Below are 16,705 nucleotides of genomic sequence, written 5' to 3'. Positions count from 1 at the left end.
GGACCACGGCTTGGCTTTCGCCCCCCGCGTCCCAATAATTCCCGCATGGAAATCAAATCCGACAACCCCGAACACGGCTTCCAGTTCCCCGGCACCTTCGAGCTCAGCGCGATGGGCACCGCCGGCACCGGGCTGGAAACCGAACTGCCGCGCCTGCTGGAATCGGCCGGCGTCGAGGTCCTGCACGAGGACATCACCTGGAAGCACTCGGCCAACGGCAAGTACGTGTCGGTGCGCATCCGCTTCCGCGCGGAAGACCGTGCCCAGTACGACGCCGCCCACCAGTCGCTGCGCGATCACCCGGAAGTGAAGTGGACGCTGTGAGCGCGCCCTGCATCGTCCGCGAGCTGGGCCGCCAGCCGTACGAGCCGGTGTGGCGCGCGATGCAGCGCTTCACCGACGCGCGCACCGACGCCACCGTGGACGAGCTGTGGCTGGTCGAGCACGATCCGGTGTTCACCCTCGGCCAGGCCGGCAAGGACGAGCACGTGCTCGCGCCGGGCGATATTCCGGTGGTGCACGTCGACCGCGGCGGCCAGGTGACCTACCACGGCCCGGGCCAGATCGTGGCGTACCCGCTGTTCGACCTGAAGCGCCTGAAGGTGGGCGTGCGCGACTACGTGTGCAGGATCGAACAGGCGATGATCGACACGCTGGCCGAATGGAACATCCACGCCGAACGCAAGGACGGCGCGCCCGGCGTCTACGTGGCCGGCGCGAAGATCGGCGCGCTCGGCATCCGCGTGCGCCGTGGCTGCACCTTCCACGGTCTGGCCTTCAACATCGCCATGGACCTGGAGCCGTTCCACCGCATCAATCCCTGCGGCTACCAGGGCCTGCAGGTGGTTTCGCTGGCCGACCTCGGCGGCCCCACCGGCATGGACCCGGTGAAGCCGGTATTGCTGAAGCACATGGCCGAGCAGTTCGGATTGTCGCTGCAGCACCAGGCCGCATTGCCGGATTTGTCGCAGGCGGCCTGATTCCGCGTGCCGTCGGGGCGAGGTGAGTCGCGACCGCACGGCCCACTGCTCGAAAGAGCCCATCGTTCGCCCGTCGGACGCGCTGTTCGCCATGAACAGAGAAGATGTGTCGGGGCGCGGTCGCGACTGTCGTCGTTTCTACCGCCCGTTTGGCGGCATGCCACAATCGGTCGCCATGAACGATGTGACCCTGTCCCTGGACGCCGAACACGCGGCACTGATCGAACGCGGCCTTGTCCGTCTGCGCGCATCCTCGTCCGACGGCGATGCGCTGCTTGCCGATGCGCGCAACGCCGAACGCGTATCGCGCGTGATCGCCGCCAGCGATTTCGCCCTGGAAACCCTGCGCCGCCAGCCCGGCCTGCTGACCGCCTTGCTGCACGACGACGGCGCCGAGCCCTGGCCCGTGCCCGCGCTCGTGCTGGACAACGCCGCGCAATGGCCCGAACTGCTCCGCCGTTACCGTGCCGCCGAGTCCACCCGGCTGGTCTGGCGCGACGTGCTGGGCCTGGACACGGTGGACGACACGCTGGCCGGCACCACGCGCCTGGCCGAGGTCTGCCTGCAGACTGCGCTGGAAGCGCTCGAGACCGAATTCGCGCAGCGCCACGGCGTGGTGCGTGCGCCCGACGGCAGTGCGCAGCGCCTGGTGGTGTTCGGCCTGGGCAAGCTGGGCGGTGGCGAGCTGAACTTCTCCTCCGACATCGACCTGGTCTACGCGTATCCGCAGGGCGGCGAGTCGGACGGCGCGCGTTCGCTGGCGGCCGAGGACTACTTCATGCGGCTGGGCCAGCGGCTGGCGAAGCTGCTGGACGAGCCGACCGTCGATGGCTTCTGCCACCGTGTCGACCTGCGCCTGCGGCCGTTCGGCAATGCCGGACGGGTGGCGTTGTCGTTCGCGGGCATGGACCAGTACTTCCAGCGCGAAGGGCGCGACTGGGAGCGCTATGCCTGGCTGAAGGCGCGCGCCGTGGCCGGCGACATCGACGCGGGCGAACAGTGGCTGGAGTCGCTGCGGCCGTTCGTCTACCGGCGCTATCTGGATTACACCGCACTGGACGGCCTGCGCGAGATGAAGGCGGCCATCGCCGCCGAGGTCGCGCGCCGCGAGCTGGCCGACGACATCAAGCGTGGCCCGGGCGGCATCCGCGAGATCGAATTCCTGGTGCAGGCCCTGCAGCTGATCCGCGGTGGCCGCGAACCCGCGCTGCGCGAACGCCGGCTGCGCGTGGCGCTGCCGGCGCTGGTCGCCGCACGCCAGGTGTCGGCGGAAGAGGGTGAGGCCCTGGCGCAGGCCTACCGCTTCCTGCGGCGCCTGGAGAACCGCCTGCAGATGTTGCGCGACGCGCAGACGCATGCCTTGCCGGACGATCCGCTGGATCGCCACCGCATCGCGCGCGGCCTCGGCCAACCGGACTGGGACAGCCTGCGTGCGATGCTGGACGTGCAGCGGGCGCGCGTGTCGGCCGAGTTCGCCGAGCTGCTGGCGCCGCGCCAGCGCAATGCGGCGCCGGATGCGCTGGCGCTCTACTGGCGCGCGCTGCCGGAAGGGGGCGATGCGCAGACGCTGGCCGCGTCGGGTTTCGCCGACGCGGCCGGGGCCGACGGCGCGTTGCGCGAGTTCGCGCATTTCAGCGGCGTGCGCGCCTTGTCCGATGCCTCGCGCGCACGGCTGGACCGCGTGGTGCCGGCGCTGCTCCAGGCGTGCGCAGGGTCCACCCGGCCCGATGCCGCGCTGCGGCGCGTGCTGTCGCTGCTGCAGGCGATCCTGCGCCGCGCCAGCTATCTGGCACTGCTGGACGAGCAACCCAGTGCGCTGGGCCGGCTGGTCGACGTGCTGGCGCGCAGTGCGCTGCTGTCCGAGCGGCTGGCGCACTATCCGCTGCTGCTGGACGAACTGCTGGACACGCGCGTGTCCGGTCCGATGCCCGACCGCGACGAACTGCGCAGCGAATGCGAAGCGGCGTTGCTCGAAGACGATCCGGAGAGCTGCCTGCGGGTACTGAACGAGCGCAGGCTGGCGTTGAGCTTCCGCGTGGCCCTGGCCGCGCTCGACGGTCGCCAGGCCGCGCGCGACAGCGTGCGCCAGCTGGCCTGGCTGGCCGACGAAGTGGTCCGCGTCGTGCTGCGGATCGCCCTGCGCGACGTGGCCGCCGCGCATGGCGTCGTGGCGGCGGGCCGCTTTGCCGTGGTCGGCTACGGCAGCCTGGGCGGCGAGGAGCTGGGGTTCGGTTCGGACCTGGACCTGGTGTTCCTGTTCGACGCGCCGGCCGGGTCGGAGTCCGACGGCGCGCGCCCGATGGAGGCCGGTCGCTGGTATGCGCGGCTGGCGCAGAAGATCGTCGCATTGCTCGGCGCGGTGACCGCGGCGGGCCGGCTGTACGACGTGGACGTGCGCCTGCGCCCGGATGGCGCCAAGGGGCTGTTGGTCTCGTCGCTGACCAGCTTCAACGAATACCAGCGCGAGCGCGCGTGGACGTGGGAACACCAGGCGCTGGTGCGCGCGCGCGGCGTGGCCGGCGACGCCACGCTGCTGCAGGCGTTCGAGGACATCCGCACGGCGACGCTGGCGCGTCCGCGCCAGGGCGGCGTGTTGCGCGACGAGGTGGTGACGATGCGGGCCCGCATGCGCACCGAGCTCGATCGCAGCGATGTCGCACGCTTCGACCTGAAGCAGGGCGCGGGTGGCCTGGTCGACCTGGAGTTCCTGTTGCAGTACCTGGTGCTGCGCGACGCGCTGGCGCAGCCGGCGCTGCTGCAGCCGCGCGCCACGCCGGGCCTGATCGCCGCGCTGGCGGCCGAAGGCGCACTGACCGCGGAGGAAGCGGACGCGCTGGATGCGGTCCACGCGACCTTCGTCGCCGAAGGACTGGCCTGCACGCTGGACCGGCGTCCGCGGCTGGTGGTGGAGAACGCGACGCTGGCGACGGCGCGCGCCGTGGTGATGCGGGCGACCGCCGCGCACGGGCTTGCGTTCGATCCACCCTAGGCGCGGGTGGGTGCGGCTCGCTGTCATCCCCCGTGTGTAGGAGCGGGCCATGCCCGCGATGCTCTTGATTCGGCATCCAGAGCAAAAGCATCGCGGGCATGGCCCGCTCCTACACACGAGCGTTTCGAGGCGTTGCGAGCGTTTCGCAGCCTTGCGGGGGCGCCCGTTGCTAGTGGTCAGGAAGGTCCAGGCGCGCGCGTACTTCGGCGGCGATGCGCGCGGTCTCGCGCAGGGGTTCGCCATCGAACGCCGTCGGCGCGTCGGCGAAGTCGCGGATGCGACCGCGCCGCAGCAGCGCATCGATGAAGCGGCGGGGGCGCCCGCCGACACGGTGGGGTTCGAACACCTGCACGGGTACGCGGGTGGCACAGGCCTCCGACAGCATGTTGACCGATTCCGGCGTGCAGACGATGCGGTCCGCCCAGGCCAACAGGCCTGCATACGGATTCGGGCCATCGGCGGTGCCGCACCAGAGCACGGTGTCCGCGCGTGCCGACCATCGCCGGCGCACCGCATCGACCACGCCGGGCGGCGTGCGCCGCGACGTGGTGAGCATCAGGCTGTGTGTGCTCGCTGCGGCATCCAGCCGGCTCGCCAGTCGCCCCAAGGCCGCGGTGTCGAAACGGTAGTGCGCGCTGTCGCCGCCCAGCAGTACCGCCATGCGCGGCGAGGGCAGGGCGGCGAAGGAGGGAAACGCGGCGCGCGCGTCCGCCAGCCAGGCGTCGTCGACCGGGTTCAGGCTGCCCAGCAGGGTCAGGACGTTCGGCCCGGTGAGGCCGTCGTGCTCCGGTGCAACGACCAGGTCCCAGTGCGAGGGATCGATGCGCGGATCGAGGATCTGGATGGCGCGGCTGCCGCGCGCGCGCAGCAGGCGGGTGGCCAGCGCCGCCTGCCGGCCGCAGCCGATCGCCAGCCTTGGCGGCCGCATCTGCAACGTATGGAACGCCGTACCGAACGCATGCGCTGCGCCCGGCAGCAGGCGGGGCGCGACCCAGCGCCATGGCGCACGGGGTGCCAGTACCAGCTCGCGCGCCCCGCCGCCCAGCGCACGCGCCAACGCCTGCGCCTGGCGGACGTTGCCGGCGTGGCCGTCGGTCAACGTGCACAGGCCCGGGGAGTCGGTTTGGACGGGGGCTGCCTGTTCCACTGGTTAAAACAATCCGTTCCGGGGCGATTGGATGTTGCCATAGTCAGGACACTCTACACTGCCGTTTCGCGCCGCCGGCCCGGCCGCCGCGGCTGTTTCCCTCCTTGCGACAGGTAACCCATGTCCCAGCCTCTCGACGCCGCTTCGCTCGACCAGTTGTTCCGCACCGCCCGCACCTACAACGCCTTCACCGGCGAGGTCAGCGACGACACGCTGCGCCAGCTGTACGACCTGCTGAAGTTCGGCCCCACCCAGGCCAACACCACGCCGGCGCGCTTCGTGTTCGTGAAGTCGGCCGAGGCCAAGGCCAAGCTGGGTCCGGCGCTGGACGAAGGCAACTACGCCAAGACCATGGCGGCGCCGGTGACCGTGATCATCGGCCGCGACGAGGACTTCCACGAGAAGCTGCCGTTCCTGTTCCCGCATACCGACGCCAAGGCCTGGTTCGAGGGTCCGCGAGAGAACCGGTCCAAGCCGGCCCTGCGCAACGCCAGCCTGCAGGCGGCCTATCTGATCATCGCCGCGCGCGCGCTGGGCCTGGATGCCGGCCCGATGACGGGCTTCAACGCCGCCAAGGTCGACGAGGCCTTCTTCGCCGGCACGGCCATCAAGTCGGACATCCTGGTCAACCTGGGCCATGGCGACCCGGCCAGCATTTTCCCGCGTTCCCCGCGCCTGGGCTTCGACGAAGCCGCGCGCATCCTCTGATACCCCACCACCCGGAGACTCCCCATGCGCAAGACCCTGCTCGTTGCCGCCCTGTTCGCCTTCGCCGGCTCCGCCTTCGCCGCGCCGGTGACCTACAAGCTCGACCCCGGCCACACCAACTTGCTGGCCAGCTGGAACCATTTCGGCTACTCCAACCCGAGCATCAACTTCGGCCAGGTCGATGGCACGCTGGTCTATGACGCCGACAAGGTGTCCGCGTCCAGCGTGCAGGTCACCCTGCCGCTGACCGGCTTGAGCGCGCTGGCCGACCAGTTCTACGACCACCTGACCAGCGACAAGTGGTTCGACGCCGCCAAGTATCCCGCCGCCACCTTCAAGAGCACCCAGGTCGAAGCCGCGGGCGAAGGCAAGCTGAAAGTCACCGGCGACCTGACCATCAAGGGCGTCACCCAGCCGGTGGTGCTGGACGTGACCCTGAACAAGGCGGGCGAGCACCCGATGAAGAAGGTGCCGGCGATCGGCTTCGACGCCACCGCCACCGTCAAGCGCAGCGATTTCGGCCTGGGTGCGTACGCGCCGATGGTCAGCGACGAGGTCAGCCTGAAGATCACCACCGAAGCGACCGCCGACGCCGGCAAGTGATGCCTTGGCGGTCCGGCGCCCCTCCCTCCGCCGGCATCGCCTGAAAGGACGCGCCGCCCCGCTCATGCCGGGCGGCGTTTTTTTCGCGGGCGCCTCCGTTGGGCGCCGGTGGCGCCGGCTGGTAGACTGGCGGTCTTGTTCCATCACCGCCTGCACCGCCATGAGCCAGACCGCCACCGCGCCTGCCAACGCCGAGAAGCGCTACACCGTGAGCCGCGCGGACCTGCCGCTGAGCTGCCCGCTGCCGTCGATGGCCCTGTGGAATTCGCACCCGCGCGTGTACCTGCCCATCGAGTCCGCCCCGGGCGGCGAGGTGCAGTGCCCTTACTGCGGTTCGCACTTCGTCCTGGCCGACTGACCGGCGGATGCGGTCGCGCCGCATCGACGATCGACCATGCGCCGGCTGACCGTCGTCCAGCTGCTGCCGGCACTGGAATCCGGCGGCGTCGAGCGCTCCACCCTCGAGATCGCCCAGGCGCTGGTGCGCGCCGGCCATCGCGCCGTCGTGGTGTCGGCCGGTGGCCGCCTGGTGCCGGCGCTGCTGGCATCCGGCGCGGAACACATCACGCTGGACATCGGCCGCAAGTCGCTGCTGACCCTGCGTCATGCGGGGACCCTGCGCCGACTGTTCGCCGGGCTGCAGGCCGACATCGTGCATGCGCGGTCGCGGTTGCCGGCGTGGCTGGCGCTGTGGGCGTTGCGCGGCATGCCGGCGCCATCGCGCCCACGTTTCGTCACCACCATGCACGGGTTGAACTCGCCCGGGCGCTACAGCGCGGTGATGACGCGCGGCGAGCGGGTGATCTGTGTGTCGGACAGCGTGCGCCGCTACCTGCTGCAGCACTATCCGCGGACCGATCCGGACAGGCTGGTCGTGATCCCGCGCGGTATCGATCCGGCGCAGTTCCCGCGTGCGCCCTCGCCCCATCCCGCCGCACGGGCGTGGGCGGCCGCGCAGCATCCCGCGCTCGCCGGTGCGGGTCCGCTGTTGCTGTTGCCGGGGCGAGGCACGCGCCTGAAGGGCCATCACGATGCCATCGCCCTGCTCGGGCGCCTGCAAGGCGCCGGCATCCAGGCGCGCCTGTGGATGCCGGGTGCGCGCGAAGCGGGACGCGAGCCGTATGTCCTGGAGCTGGAGGCGGAAGCGCGCCGTGCGGGCTGTGCGCAGGCGCTCGTCATCACGCCCCCGACCACCGACATCGCACGCGCCTATGCGGCCAGCGACGTGGTGCTGCAGTTGTCCCGCAAGCCGGAAGCGTTCGGTCGCACGGTGATCGAAAGCCTGTCGGTGGGGCGCCCCGTGATCGGCTGGGCACACGGCGGCGTGGGCGAGTTGCTGGCCGAGCTGCAACCGCAGGGCGCCGTGCCGGCGTTCGACCACACCCGGCTGTTCGACACCACGCGGGCGGTGCTCGCCCATCCGCCGCCGCCATTGGCTACGATGGATGCCTACACCCTGCGCGCCATGCAGGACGCCACGCTCGCCCTCTACCACGATCTCGCCGATGACCGCCGACACGCCATCGCTCACTGACACGCAAGGCCAGCGACGCGCTCACGGGTGGCGCTGGGCGCCCGCGTGGGTGCTGACGTTCGTCGCGCTGTGGCCGGCACCGGGCTATGCCGAAGCCGTGATGGTGCTGGGTGCGCTGGCGGCCATCGTGCGCCTGCTGCTGGACCGGTTCCGCGGCGGCACGCGGCTGCTGAGCGGACCGGCCTGGGCACTGACCAGCGCGCTGTTCGCCGCCTACTGGCTGCCGCAAGCCATCTCGGCCATCGATGCCGTCGATGTGGGCCGCGCGCTGCGCGAGGCGGCGGTGGATCTTCGCTACCTGCCGTTCCTGTGGCTGGTCGCGGCATCGGTCGCCAATGCGCAGGCGCGCCGCATCACGTTCAACGGCCTGGCCGTGATCGTGGGCCTGTGGACCCTGGACGCGCTGGCGCAGGTCGTGTCCGGGACCAGCCCGCTGTTCTGGGGCCTGGACCAGCTGAAGCAGCTCATCAGCGGGCGGCCGATGTGCACGGTCGAGCAGATTGCCGGGATCGACCGGTTGAGCGGCTTTCTGGGCCCGTGCAACCGCAAGCTGGGCGTGGTGATGGCCAGCCTGTCGCCGTTCCTGCTGTTTGCCGCGGCCGCGCGCCTGAGGGTGGCCGGATGGCTGTTGGCGTCTGCGGCGATCGGTGTGGTGGTCCTGTTGGCCGGTGCGCGCGCCGCGTGGATCACCTATGCGCTGGTGCTGGTGTTCTCCGGCTGGAAGCTGCTGGGCTGGAAGCGACTGCTGGGCGTGTTCGGCTTCGGCCTGGTGGTGCTGGGCGCGCTCACCGTCGCCTCGACGCAGGTGCGCGAGCGCATCCTGTTGACCACGCATGTGCTCGCCGCCGACGAAGCGGGCGTGGACACCGCGTTGTCCGGCCGCGCGCAGATCTGGTCCGCCGCCGGCTGCATGATCGCCGAGCATCCGGTCAACGGTGTCGGCGCGCGTGGGTTCCGCCAGGCGTACCCGGACTGCGATGCCAGCCCCGGCTCGCGCCCGGCCTGGGGCCAGGGACCGGCATTCCACGCACACCAGCTGGTGCTGGAGGTGCTCAGCGAGACCGGCATCATCGGGCTGCTGCTGTGGCTGGCCGGTGCCGCGCTGGCATGGCGCGCATGGCGCTATGCCACGCCGCTGGCGAAGGAACGTGCGCGGCCGGCGATGCTGGCGCTGGCGGTGACCGTCTTCCCGTTCAACACCCACCTGGCGTTCTACTCCACGTTCTGGGGCGGGCTGACGCTGATGCTGGCCGCGCTGTACGCAGGCAGCCTGCTGGCGCGCGATGACGACTGAACCGCGGCGTGCGCCACGCTGCGCGTTCGTCGCACCCGCGAACCTGGCGGGTATGCTGATCGCGGCCTTGCCGCAACGCATGCTGCTGGCGCTGGGCGCGATGGCGGCCTGGCTGCTGTGGCCGGCACTGGGCAAGCGGCGTCGCTACGCGGCCACCAACATCGCCCTGTGCTTTCCCGAACTGGATGCCGCGGCCCGGGCGCGGCTGCTGCGCGCCAACCTGCGGGCGACGGTGACGGGCCTGCTGGAACTCGTGCGCGGCTGGTTCGCCTCGCCGCACCGGCTGCAGGGACTGGCCGATGTGGAAGGCCTGGAACACCTGCGCGCCGCGCGCGCGCGCGGGCAGGGCGTATTGCTGTTCGGCGGCCACTTCCCGCACTCGGAACTGTGCGCGCGCCTGCTGGGCGAAGCGCTGGGCGAGCGCCTGGCCATCGTGGCGCGCCACAACAACGACCCCTGCATCGAGCGCTGGCTGGATGGCGCGCGCCGGCGCGCGTTCGCCGACGTGATCGGCAAGAAGGACGTGCGCGGATTGCTGCGCACGCTCTCGCGCGGCGGCATAGTGGCGTATTCCGCCGACCAGGATTTCAACTACCAGAATGCGTTCGTGCCGTTCTTCGGCGTCCCCGCCGCCACCCTGACGGCCACGCCCGACCTGGCGCGGCGCGGCAACGCCGTGGTGCTGCCGTTCTGGTTCCACCGCGATGCGGATGGGCGCTACAAGCTGCGGGTGGAGCCCACCTGGGACGGCTGGCCCAGCGGCGATCCCGCGCAGGATGCCGCGCGCTACATGGCCGAGCTCGAGGCGGTGGTGCGCCAGCATCCCGAGCAGTATCTGTGGGTGCACCGGCGCTTCAAGACGCGCCCGCCGGGCGAGCCGGACCTCTACCGGTAGAGCTCGCCGCGCCCGTCCGGCTGGCGCTTGAAGCGGCGATGGATCCACAGGTACTGGGCGGGCGCTTCGCGCACCATGCCCTCGATCGCGGCGATCACGCGCGCGGTGTCGGCGGTGGCGTCGTTGGAGGGGAAGTCCTCGAAGGCGGGCGACAGCTTCAGCGTGTAGCCGCCATCGGCGCGCCGCACGTGCGAAAACGCGATCACCGCCGCGCCCGACAGGCGCGCCAGCTGGTGGGTGGAGGTCAGGCTGTAGGCGGGATGGCCGAAGAACGGCACGAACACGCTTTCGCCGCGGCGCGTGTCCTGGTCGGGCGCGAACCACAGCAGCCCGCCCTGCTTGAGGTGCTTCAGCGCGGGGCGCAGTTCGTCGCGGGTGAACATGGCGCTGGCGTAGCGCAGGCGGCCGCGCTTCACCGCCCACTCCATCGCGCCCTGGTCGTGCGGGCGGTACATGCCGGCCAGCGGCGCGTAGTCGCACATCAGGCGCGCCGAGATCTCCAGCGTGGTGAAGTGGCCCGACACGACGATCACGCCGCGCCCGCCCGCCTGGGCCGCCTTCAGGTGCTCCAGTCCCTCGACCCGGACGCGGCCGCGCATCGGCGCCACGCTGCCCCACCAGGCGCGTGCGAACTCGAACAGGCCGATGCCCAGTTCGCCGAAGTTGGCGCGCGCCAGCGCCTCCTGGCGCGACGCGTCCAGCTCCGGGAAGCACAGGGCGATGTTGCGCCGGGCCACGTGCCGGCGGTCGCGCAGCAGCCGGTACAGCAGGGCGCCGATGGCGCGGCCAAGCGGGCGCTGCAGGCGCCACGGGATGCGCGCGGCCAGCCATGCCAGCCCGATGCCCAGCCACGCGGGCCACTGCCGCGGCGCCAGGAGCGGACGCTCGCCGGCGTCGGAGGATCGCTTCTCAGGTTCGGCCATGGCCCATTGTAGCGGCGCCCCCGGTTATCCTTGTGGCCCATGTCCGACCGCACCGCCGAACGCCTGCTGCGCGCCCTGTATTCGGCGGTGCTTTACCTGCTGACGCCGGTCACCGTCTACCACCTGATCTGGCGCGGCTTCCGCTATCCGGAATACTTCCAGCGCTGGAACGAGCGCTACGGCAGCTACGGCACCGCGGGCGGTCCGGTCGATGTCTGGCTGCACGCGGTGTCGGTGGGCGAAGTCAATGCCGCCGCACCGGTGGTCGATGCGCTGTTGAAGCGGCATCGTGGCCTGCGCGTGCTCGTCACCACCATCACGCCGACGGGATCGCAGCGGGTGCAGGCGCTGTGGGGCGAACGCGTGCTGCACGTGTACTCGCCCTACGACCTGCCCGGTGCGGTGGCGCGCTTCCTCACCCACTATCCGCCGCGCCTGGCGCTGATCATGGAGACCGAGTTGTGGCCCAGCCTGCTGTTCGGCTGCCACGACCGCAAGGTGCCGGTCTACATCCTCAATGCGCGGTTGTCGGCGCGCTCGCTGCGGGGCTACAGCGTGCTGCGCCCGTTGATCGCCCGCACCCTGCGCACCGTGCGCCGGGTCGCGGCGCAGTCCGCCGACGACGCCGCCCGCTTCGTGCAGCTGGGTGCCGCGCCCGGACAGGTGCGCGATGTCGGCAACCTCAAGTTCGACATCCCGGTGCCGGACAACGTGCGCGAGGTGGTGCACGGGTTCCGCCAGCATCTGAGCGGGGGCCGGCGCGTCTGGATCGCCGCCAGCACGCACGAGGACGAAGAAGCGCCGGTGCTGGCCCTGCACGCGCGCCTGCGCCGCCGCTGGCCCGACCTGCTGCTGCTGTGGGCGCCGCGCCACCCCGAGCGGTTCCCGCGCGCGGCGGGCGCCGCGCGCGAGGCGGGCTGGACGGTGGGCACGCGCCGCGGCGATCGCTGGCCTTCGGCGGGCGACGACGTGTTCGTGCTCGATACGCTGGGCGAACTGATGGCGTTCTACGCCTGCGCGGACGTGGCCTTCGTCGGTGGCAGCCTGCAGGCGATCGGCGGCCACAACATGCTGGAACCGGCGGCCGTGGGGACGCCTGCGGTCACCGGTCCGCACCTGCACAACTTCAGCGAGATCTCCCGCCGCCTGAAGGAGGCCGATGCGCTGGTGATCGCCGCCGACGCCGGCGGCGTGGGCGATGCGGTCGAGGCCCTGCTGGCCGACGATGCGCGCCGCCAGCAGATGGCCGACCGCGGCCGTGCGCTGGTCGAGCATGGGCGCGGTGCGCTGGCCCGCACGCTGGCGATGATCGCGCCGCACCTGCCGGCGCCGGTGGCATGAGCGCGGCGATGCCGCAGTCGCTGGCCGGCGTGCGCGTGCTGGACCTGACGCGCGTGCTGGCCGGCCCGTGGTGCACGCAGGTGCTGGCCGACCTGGGCGCGGACGTGATCAAGGTGGAACGGCCGGGCAGCGGCGACGATACGCGCGGCTGGGGGCCGCCGTTCCTGAAGGATGCCCAGGGCAACGAAACCCCCGAATCCGCGTATTTCCTGTGCGCCAACCGCAACAAGCGTTCGCTGACGGTGGATCTGTCCACTGCGCAGGGCCAGGCCGTCATCCGGCGGCTGGCGATGCGGAGCGACGTGCTGGTGGAGAACTTCAAGGTCGGCGACATGGCCCGTTACGGCCTGGACGCCGCCACACTGCGTGCCGCCCATCCTGGGCTGGTGTACTGCTCGATCACCGGTTTCGGCCAGGACGGGCCCTACGCGCAGCGCGCCGGCTACGACTTCGCGGTGCAGGGGCTGGGCGGACTGATGAGCGTCACCGGGGCCGCCGACGGCGAGCCGCAGAAAGTCGGCGTGGCGGTGGCGGACCTGTTCACCGGCATGTACGCCACCGTTGCGATACTCGCAGCGCTGCGCCACCGCGACGCGACCGGCGAAGGACAGGTGATCGACATGGCGCTGCTGGACGCGCAGGTCGCGATGCTGGCCAATCTGGGCAGCCATTACCTGACAGGTGGCCAGGTCCCCGCGCGCCAGGGCAACGCGCACGCCAACATCGTGCCGTACCAGGTCTTCGCTGTCGCCGACGGCCACATCATCGTCGCGGTCGGCAACGACCGGCAGTTCGCCCGGCTGTGCGAGCTGCTCGGTCTCGCATCCCTCGGGCAGGACGCGCGCTTCGCAGCCAACGCGGGGCGCGTGCGTCATCGCGATGCGTTGATCCCGGTGCTGCAACAGGCGTTCGGCGCGCGCGGCCGGCACGCGTGCCTGGCTTCGCTGGAGGCGGTGGGCATTCCGTGCGGGCCGGTCAACGACCTGGCCCAGGTGTTCGCCGATCCGCAGGTGCGTGCGCGCGGCATGGTCGTCGACGCTTCCCATCCGCATGCCGGCGCGTTGCCGCTGGTGGGTAGTCCGATCAAGCTGTCGGTCACACCGGTACAACCGCCATGCGCGCCGCCGATGCTGGGCGAGCACACCGATGAGGTACTGCGTGAAGCGGGATACGGGGATGACGAAATCGCGGTGCTGCGTGCGCGCGGCGCGATCTGAGTCCTGACTGTAGGAGCGACGTAAGTCGCGACCGGAAACCTTCTGTCTCCAGCCAGATATCCGATATCGTTCGGGCGTGCGGTCGCGACTTGCGTCGCTCCTACAGGACACCCGAGTCCAGACACGACAACGGCGGGCCGAAGCCCGCCGTCGTGATCGCACGGAGTGCGCGAGGGTTTACTGCGAAACCGGCTGCGACGACAGGCGTGCTTCGGCGTCGGCGGTCAGCAGGCGGTTGATGTCCTGCACGTCGGTGCCGTCCAGCGTGCCCGCGGCCTGTTCCAGCAGCAGGCGGTTCTGCAGGAAGCGATACTTGGCATCCGAATAGTCGACCTGCGCCTGGAACAGCGTGCGCTGGTTCTGCAACACGTCCAGCACGGTGCGGGTACCTACTTCCAGGCCGACCTGCGAGGCATCCAGCGCGCTCTGCGCGGAGACCACCGCTAGGCGCCGGGCTTCCACTTCGCTGACGCCGGCCACCAGGGCCTGGTAGGCGTTGCTGGTGTTGCGGATCAGCGCGCGGCGCGTCTGTTCCAGGCCGTCCGAAGCGAGGTCGCGCTGGGCCAGTGCCTGGCGCACGCCCGACTGGGTGGCGCCGCCGGAGAAGATCGGTACGGTCAGCGTCACGCCCCAGGTGTAGCCCTCGCCGTCGCGCGACAGCGTGCCGGGCACGCTGTCCCAGCTGGTGCCGTTGGAGTAGCCGCCGCTGAAGTTGAGCGTGGGGTAGTGGCCGGCGCGCGCGCTGGATACGCCATGCTGCGCCGATTCCAGCGTGTACTGGGCGGCCTTCAGGTCCGGGTTCTGCTCCAGCGCGTGGTCGACCCACGTCTGCGCGTTCTGCTCCGGCGGCAGTTCGGGGCGGAAGTCGTCCGGCAGGCCCTTCAGGCCGCTGATGGGCTGGCCGGTGATCTCGGCCAGGGCGCGGTAGCTGTCGTCCAGCGAGTTGCGGGCCAGGATGGTGTTGGCGCGCGCGCTGTCGTACTGCGCACGGGCTTCGTGCACATCGGTGATGGGGGCCAGGCCCACGTCCAGGCGCTTCTGCGCGTAGTCGAACTGCTTCTTGGACGCCGCCTCGTTGGTCTCGGCCGCGGCCAGCGACTCGATGCCGATCAGCACGTTGAAGTAGGCGGCCGAGGTGCGGGTGATCAGGTCGTTGTTCGCCGAGGCCAGGTCGTAGTCGGCCGCCTGGCTGAGCGCCTTCTGGCCGCGCAGGTTGGCGATGCGGCTCCAGTCGAAGATCGTCTGGCTGACCGAGGCGCCATAGCTGCGGCTCTTGCCGTCGCCCAGCGGGTCGCCCGGCCGGCTGTTGTGTTCCAGGTCGTAACCGGCGCTGCCGGTGATCTGCGGCAGCAGCGCGGCGCGGGCCTGCACGGCGCCTTCCTTGTCGATCAGCCGGGTGGATTCGGCGATGGACAAGGTGGTGTCGCCGGCGCGCGCCAGCTCATAGGTCTGCATCAGGTCGGTGGCATTGGCCGCGGACGGCAGGGCCAGGGCGAGCGCAAGGGCGAGGGGGCGACGGCTCATGCGGGTTCCTTTGTTGAATCTTCAGAAGACGAACTGGGGCGCCGGCGCGGCGCCGACCAGGTAGGGGAGGTCGGTCTCGAACAACGATTCGATGCGCGGACCGTTGACATCGTTGACGTGCAGGATGGCTTCCATCACGGGGGAAACGCCCCGCACCACGAACAGGCGGCCGCCGGGACGCAGCCACTGCAGGAAGCGGGCCGGCACGGTGGCGACGGCGCCGGTCACGCACACCACGTCGAAGCGGCGGTCGGTGTCCCACGCCAGCGCGTCGGCGGTGTCGATGCGGACATTGCTGCCCAGGCCGGTCGCGTCCAGGCGCGCGCGCGCCCGGCGGCAAGTTCGGGATGGATCTCCAGGCTGACCACTTCGCGCGCCAGGTTGCCCAGGCAGGCGGTCAGGTAACCGCTGCCGGTGCCGATCTCCAGCACGTCCTCGCCCGCCTGCGGTTTCAGCGCCTGCAGGGTGCGACCCTCGACGACGGGCTTCATCATCGACTGGCCATAGCCCAGCGGCAGCTCCAGGTCCGCGTACGCCAGCGCGCGGTGCGTTTCGGCCACGAAGGCCTCGCGCGGCAGCGTGGCCAGCGTTTCCAGCACGCGCGCATCCAGCACGTCCCAGGGACGTACCTGCTGCTCGACCATGTTTTCGCGGGCCTGGGTGTAGTTGATCGTCATGGGGGTGGTCATCCGACGCGGGGGGCTGGGCCGGGCATTTTACCGGGCCGGCTGCCTCCGCGCTGGGCAAGGATCGGCGCAGCCCCGCCGGCGGGCGCAGTGCCGGAAGTCACCGCGACCTCCGTCGCCGGGGGACACGCTTCAGTTTCAGCGGCGGCCATACGCCCTCAGGAACATGTCCACCGTGGCGTCGATGTGGCGGCGCCGGTCGAGCGGCCCCGGCTGGCTGCACAGGCCGCAGGTCATGCGCGCATGGACTTCGCCCTTGATCAGGGTGAAGAACTGCACCGAGGCGGTGACCACGTCGGGAATGTCCAGTTCGCCCTTGGCCACCAGGGCCTGCAGCAGCACCGCGAATGCGTCCTGGGTGCGCTGCGGGCCGGCTTCCCAGAAGGTCCGCTTCAGCCGGTCGTCGATGTTGCCCGGGACCATCATCATGCGGTGCGTGCTGATGGCCTCCTCGCTGGTGATCAGCGCGAAGAAGGCCTCGCCGATCGCCTTGAGCTGGTCGCGCACGCTGCCGGTCAGTTCGATCTCGAACAGGGCATCGGGCAGCATTTCAGCGCACTTGGCCTGCACGGCCGCCGCGAACAGCGCGTCCTTGTCGCCGAAATGGCTGTAGACCGTCAGCTTGGACACCCCCGCCTCCGCGGCGATCTGGTCCATGCTGACGCCGTTGAAGCCCTCGCGGGCGAACAGATGCTTGGCGGCCTCCAGGATGGCGGCGCGCTTTCCCAGGTCCTTGGGCCGGCCCGGGCCGCTGGCGGCGGGCTTGGCGGGGGACTTGCGACGGGTCGGAGAAGGAGGCGGACTGGCCATGGCGTAATACTAGACTACCCGGTTCGATATTTATACTATACCGCCAAGTCCATT

General features: G+C 70.8%; 15 protein-coding genes and 1 pseudogene. 11 read left to right on the top strand and 5 right to left on the bottom strand.

Going from position 1 to position 16,705, the window contains the following annotated elements:
• Positions 1-45: 45 nt before the first annotated feature.
• The 3 genes from MUU77_RS16335 to glnE all read left to right on the top strand — a co-directional run bounded on the left by MUU77_RS16335 (position 46) and on the right by glnE (position 3,969).
• Positions 46-324 carry a DUF493 family protein gene (locus MUU77_RS16335; RefSeq protein ID WP_162108047.1) on the top strand — a complete coding sequence of 93 codons (279 nt, stop codon included), beginning with the start codon at positions 46-48 and terminating at the stop codon, positions 322-324.
• Positions 312-980 (top strand): lipoyl(octanoyl) transferase LipB, encoded by a 669-nt coding sequence (gene lipB, locus MUU77_RS16330; protein WP_245089010.1) that lies wholly within the window; start codon positions 312-314, stop codon positions 978-980. Before MUU77_RS16335 ends, lipB begins: the two co-directional genes overlap by 13 nt.
• Positions 981-1,155: 175 nt before the next feature.
• Positions 1,156-3,969, top strand: a complete 2,814-nt coding sequence (glnE, locus tag MUU77_RS16325; protein ID WP_245089007.1) for a bifunctional [glutamate--ammonia ligase]-adenylyl-L-tyrosine phosphorylase/[glutamate--ammonia-ligase] adenylyltransferase — start codon at positions 1,156-1,158, stop codon at positions 3,967-3,969.
• A 169-nt stretch (positions 3,970-4,138) separates the two neighbouring features.
• Here the strand turns inward: glnE and MUU77_RS16320 are convergent, their stop codons facing one another.
• Positions 4,139-5,068 carry a mitochondrial fission ELM1 family protein gene (locus MUU77_RS16320; RefSeq protein WP_245089005.1) on the bottom strand — a complete coding sequence of 310 codons (930 nt, stop codon included), beginning with the start codon at positions 5,066-5,068 and terminating at the stop codon, positions 4,139-4,141.
• A 168-nt stretch (positions 5,069-5,236) separates the two neighbouring features.
• Between MUU77_RS16320 and MUU77_RS16315 the strand changes: the two genes are divergently transcribed.
• The 6 genes from MUU77_RS16315 to MUU77_RS16290 all read left to right on the top strand — a co-directional run bounded on the left by MUU77_RS16315 (position 5,237) and on the right by MUU77_RS16290 (position 10,150).
• Positions 5,237-5,824 carry a malonic semialdehyde reductase gene (locus MUU77_RS16315; RefSeq protein WP_245089003.1) on the top strand — a complete coding sequence of 196 codons (588 nt, stop codon included), beginning with the start codon at positions 5,237-5,239 and terminating at the stop codon, positions 5,822-5,824.
• Between the two features lie 24 nt (positions 5,825-5,848).
• Entirely contained in the window at positions 5,849-6,427 is a 579-nt protein-coding gene (locus MUU77_RS16310; RefSeq protein WP_245089001.1) for a YceI family protein, read from the top strand.
• 160 nt (positions 6,428-6,587) lie between these two features.
• Positions 6,588-6,785 carry a zinc-finger domain-containing protein gene (locus tag MUU77_RS16305; RefSeq protein ID WP_245088999.1) on the top strand — a complete coding sequence of 66 codons (198 nt, stop codon included), beginning with the start codon at positions 6,588-6,590 and terminating at the stop codon, positions 6,783-6,785.
• Positions 6,786-6,821: 36 nt separating this feature from the next.
• Positions 6,822-7,961 (top strand): glycosyltransferase, encoded by a 1,140-nt coding sequence (locus tag MUU77_RS16300; RefSeq protein ID WP_245088997.1) that lies wholly within the window; start codon positions 6,822-6,824, stop codon positions 7,959-7,961.
• Positions 7,933-9,255 carry an O-antigen ligase family protein gene (locus MUU77_RS16295; RefSeq protein WP_245088994.1) on the top strand — a complete coding sequence of 441 codons (1,323 nt, stop codon included), beginning with the start codon at positions 7,933-7,935 and terminating at the stop codon, positions 9,253-9,255. The genes MUU77_RS16300 and MUU77_RS16295 overlap by 29 nt, the downstream gene beginning before the upstream one ends.
• The gene (locus MUU77_RS16290; protein ID WP_245088991.1) at positions 9,245-10,150 is read left to right on the top strand and encodes a lysophospholipid acyltransferase family protein; all 906 of its coding nucleotides are present in this window, start codon (positions 9,245-9,247) and stop codon (positions 10,148-10,150) included. The genes MUU77_RS16295 and MUU77_RS16290 overlap by 11 nt, the downstream gene beginning before the upstream one ends.
• Here MUU77_RS16290 and lpxL read toward each other — a convergent pair.
• Positions 10,141-11,073: an LpxL/LpxP family Kdo(2)-lipid IV(A) lauroyl/palmitoleoyl acyltransferase gene (gene lpxL / locus MUU77_RS16285; RefSeq protein WP_245088989.1), complete on the bottom strand. Its 933-nt coding sequence runs from the start codon at positions 11,071-11,073 to the stop codon at positions 10,141-10,143. The genes MUU77_RS16290 and lpxL overlap by 10 nt on opposite strands.
• A 39-nt stretch (positions 11,074-11,112) precedes the next feature.
• Between lpxL and waaA the strand changes: the two genes are divergently transcribed.
• Positions 11,113-12,414, top strand: a complete 1,302-nt coding sequence (gene waaA, locus MUU77_RS16280) for a lipid IV(A) 3-deoxy-D-manno-octulosonic acid transferase (protein ID WP_245088986.1) — start codon at positions 11,113-11,115, stop codon at positions 12,412-12,414.
• Positions 12,411-13,631 carry a CaiB/BaiF CoA-transferase family protein gene (locus MUU77_RS16275; RefSeq protein ID WP_245088983.1) on the top strand — a complete coding sequence of 407 codons (1,221 nt, stop codon included), beginning with the start codon at positions 12,411-12,413 and terminating at the stop codon, positions 13,629-13,631. Before waaA ends, MUU77_RS16275 begins: the two co-directional genes overlap by 4 nt.
• Before the next feature lie 177 nt (positions 13,632-13,808).
• Here the strand turns inward: MUU77_RS16275 and MUU77_RS16270 are convergent, their stop codons facing one another.
• The 3 genes and pseudogenes from MUU77_RS16270 to MUU77_RS16260 form a co-directional block, all read right to left on the bottom strand.
• Positions 13,809-15,155, bottom strand: coding sequence for a TolC family outer membrane protein (locus tag MUU77_RS16270; RefSeq protein ID WP_245088980.1), 1,347 nt, complete (start codon positions 15,153-15,155; stop codon positions 13,809-13,811).
• A 21-nt stretch (positions 15,156-15,176) separates the two neighbouring features.
• Positions 15,177-15,832 (bottom strand): annotated as a pseudogene (locus MUU77_RS16265) (protein-L-isoaspartate O-methyltransferase).
• 147 nt (positions 15,833-15,979) lie between these two features.
• Complete coding sequence (locus MUU77_RS16260) at positions 15,980-16,651, bottom strand: TetR/AcrR family transcriptional regulator (protein WP_245088977.1); 672 nt, start codon at positions 16,649-16,651, stop codon at positions 15,980-15,982.
• Between the last annotated feature and the right edge of the window lie 54 nt (positions 16,652-16,705).

This window comes from Pseudoxanthomonas sp. F37, from assembly GCF_022965755.1.
GTDB lineage: Bacteria > Pseudomonadota > Gammaproteobacteria > Xanthomonadales > Xanthomonadaceae > Pseudoxanthomonas_A.
Note: the sequence above shows the minus strand (reverse complement) of the source record. Positions and strands in the feature narration are given on the sequence as shown.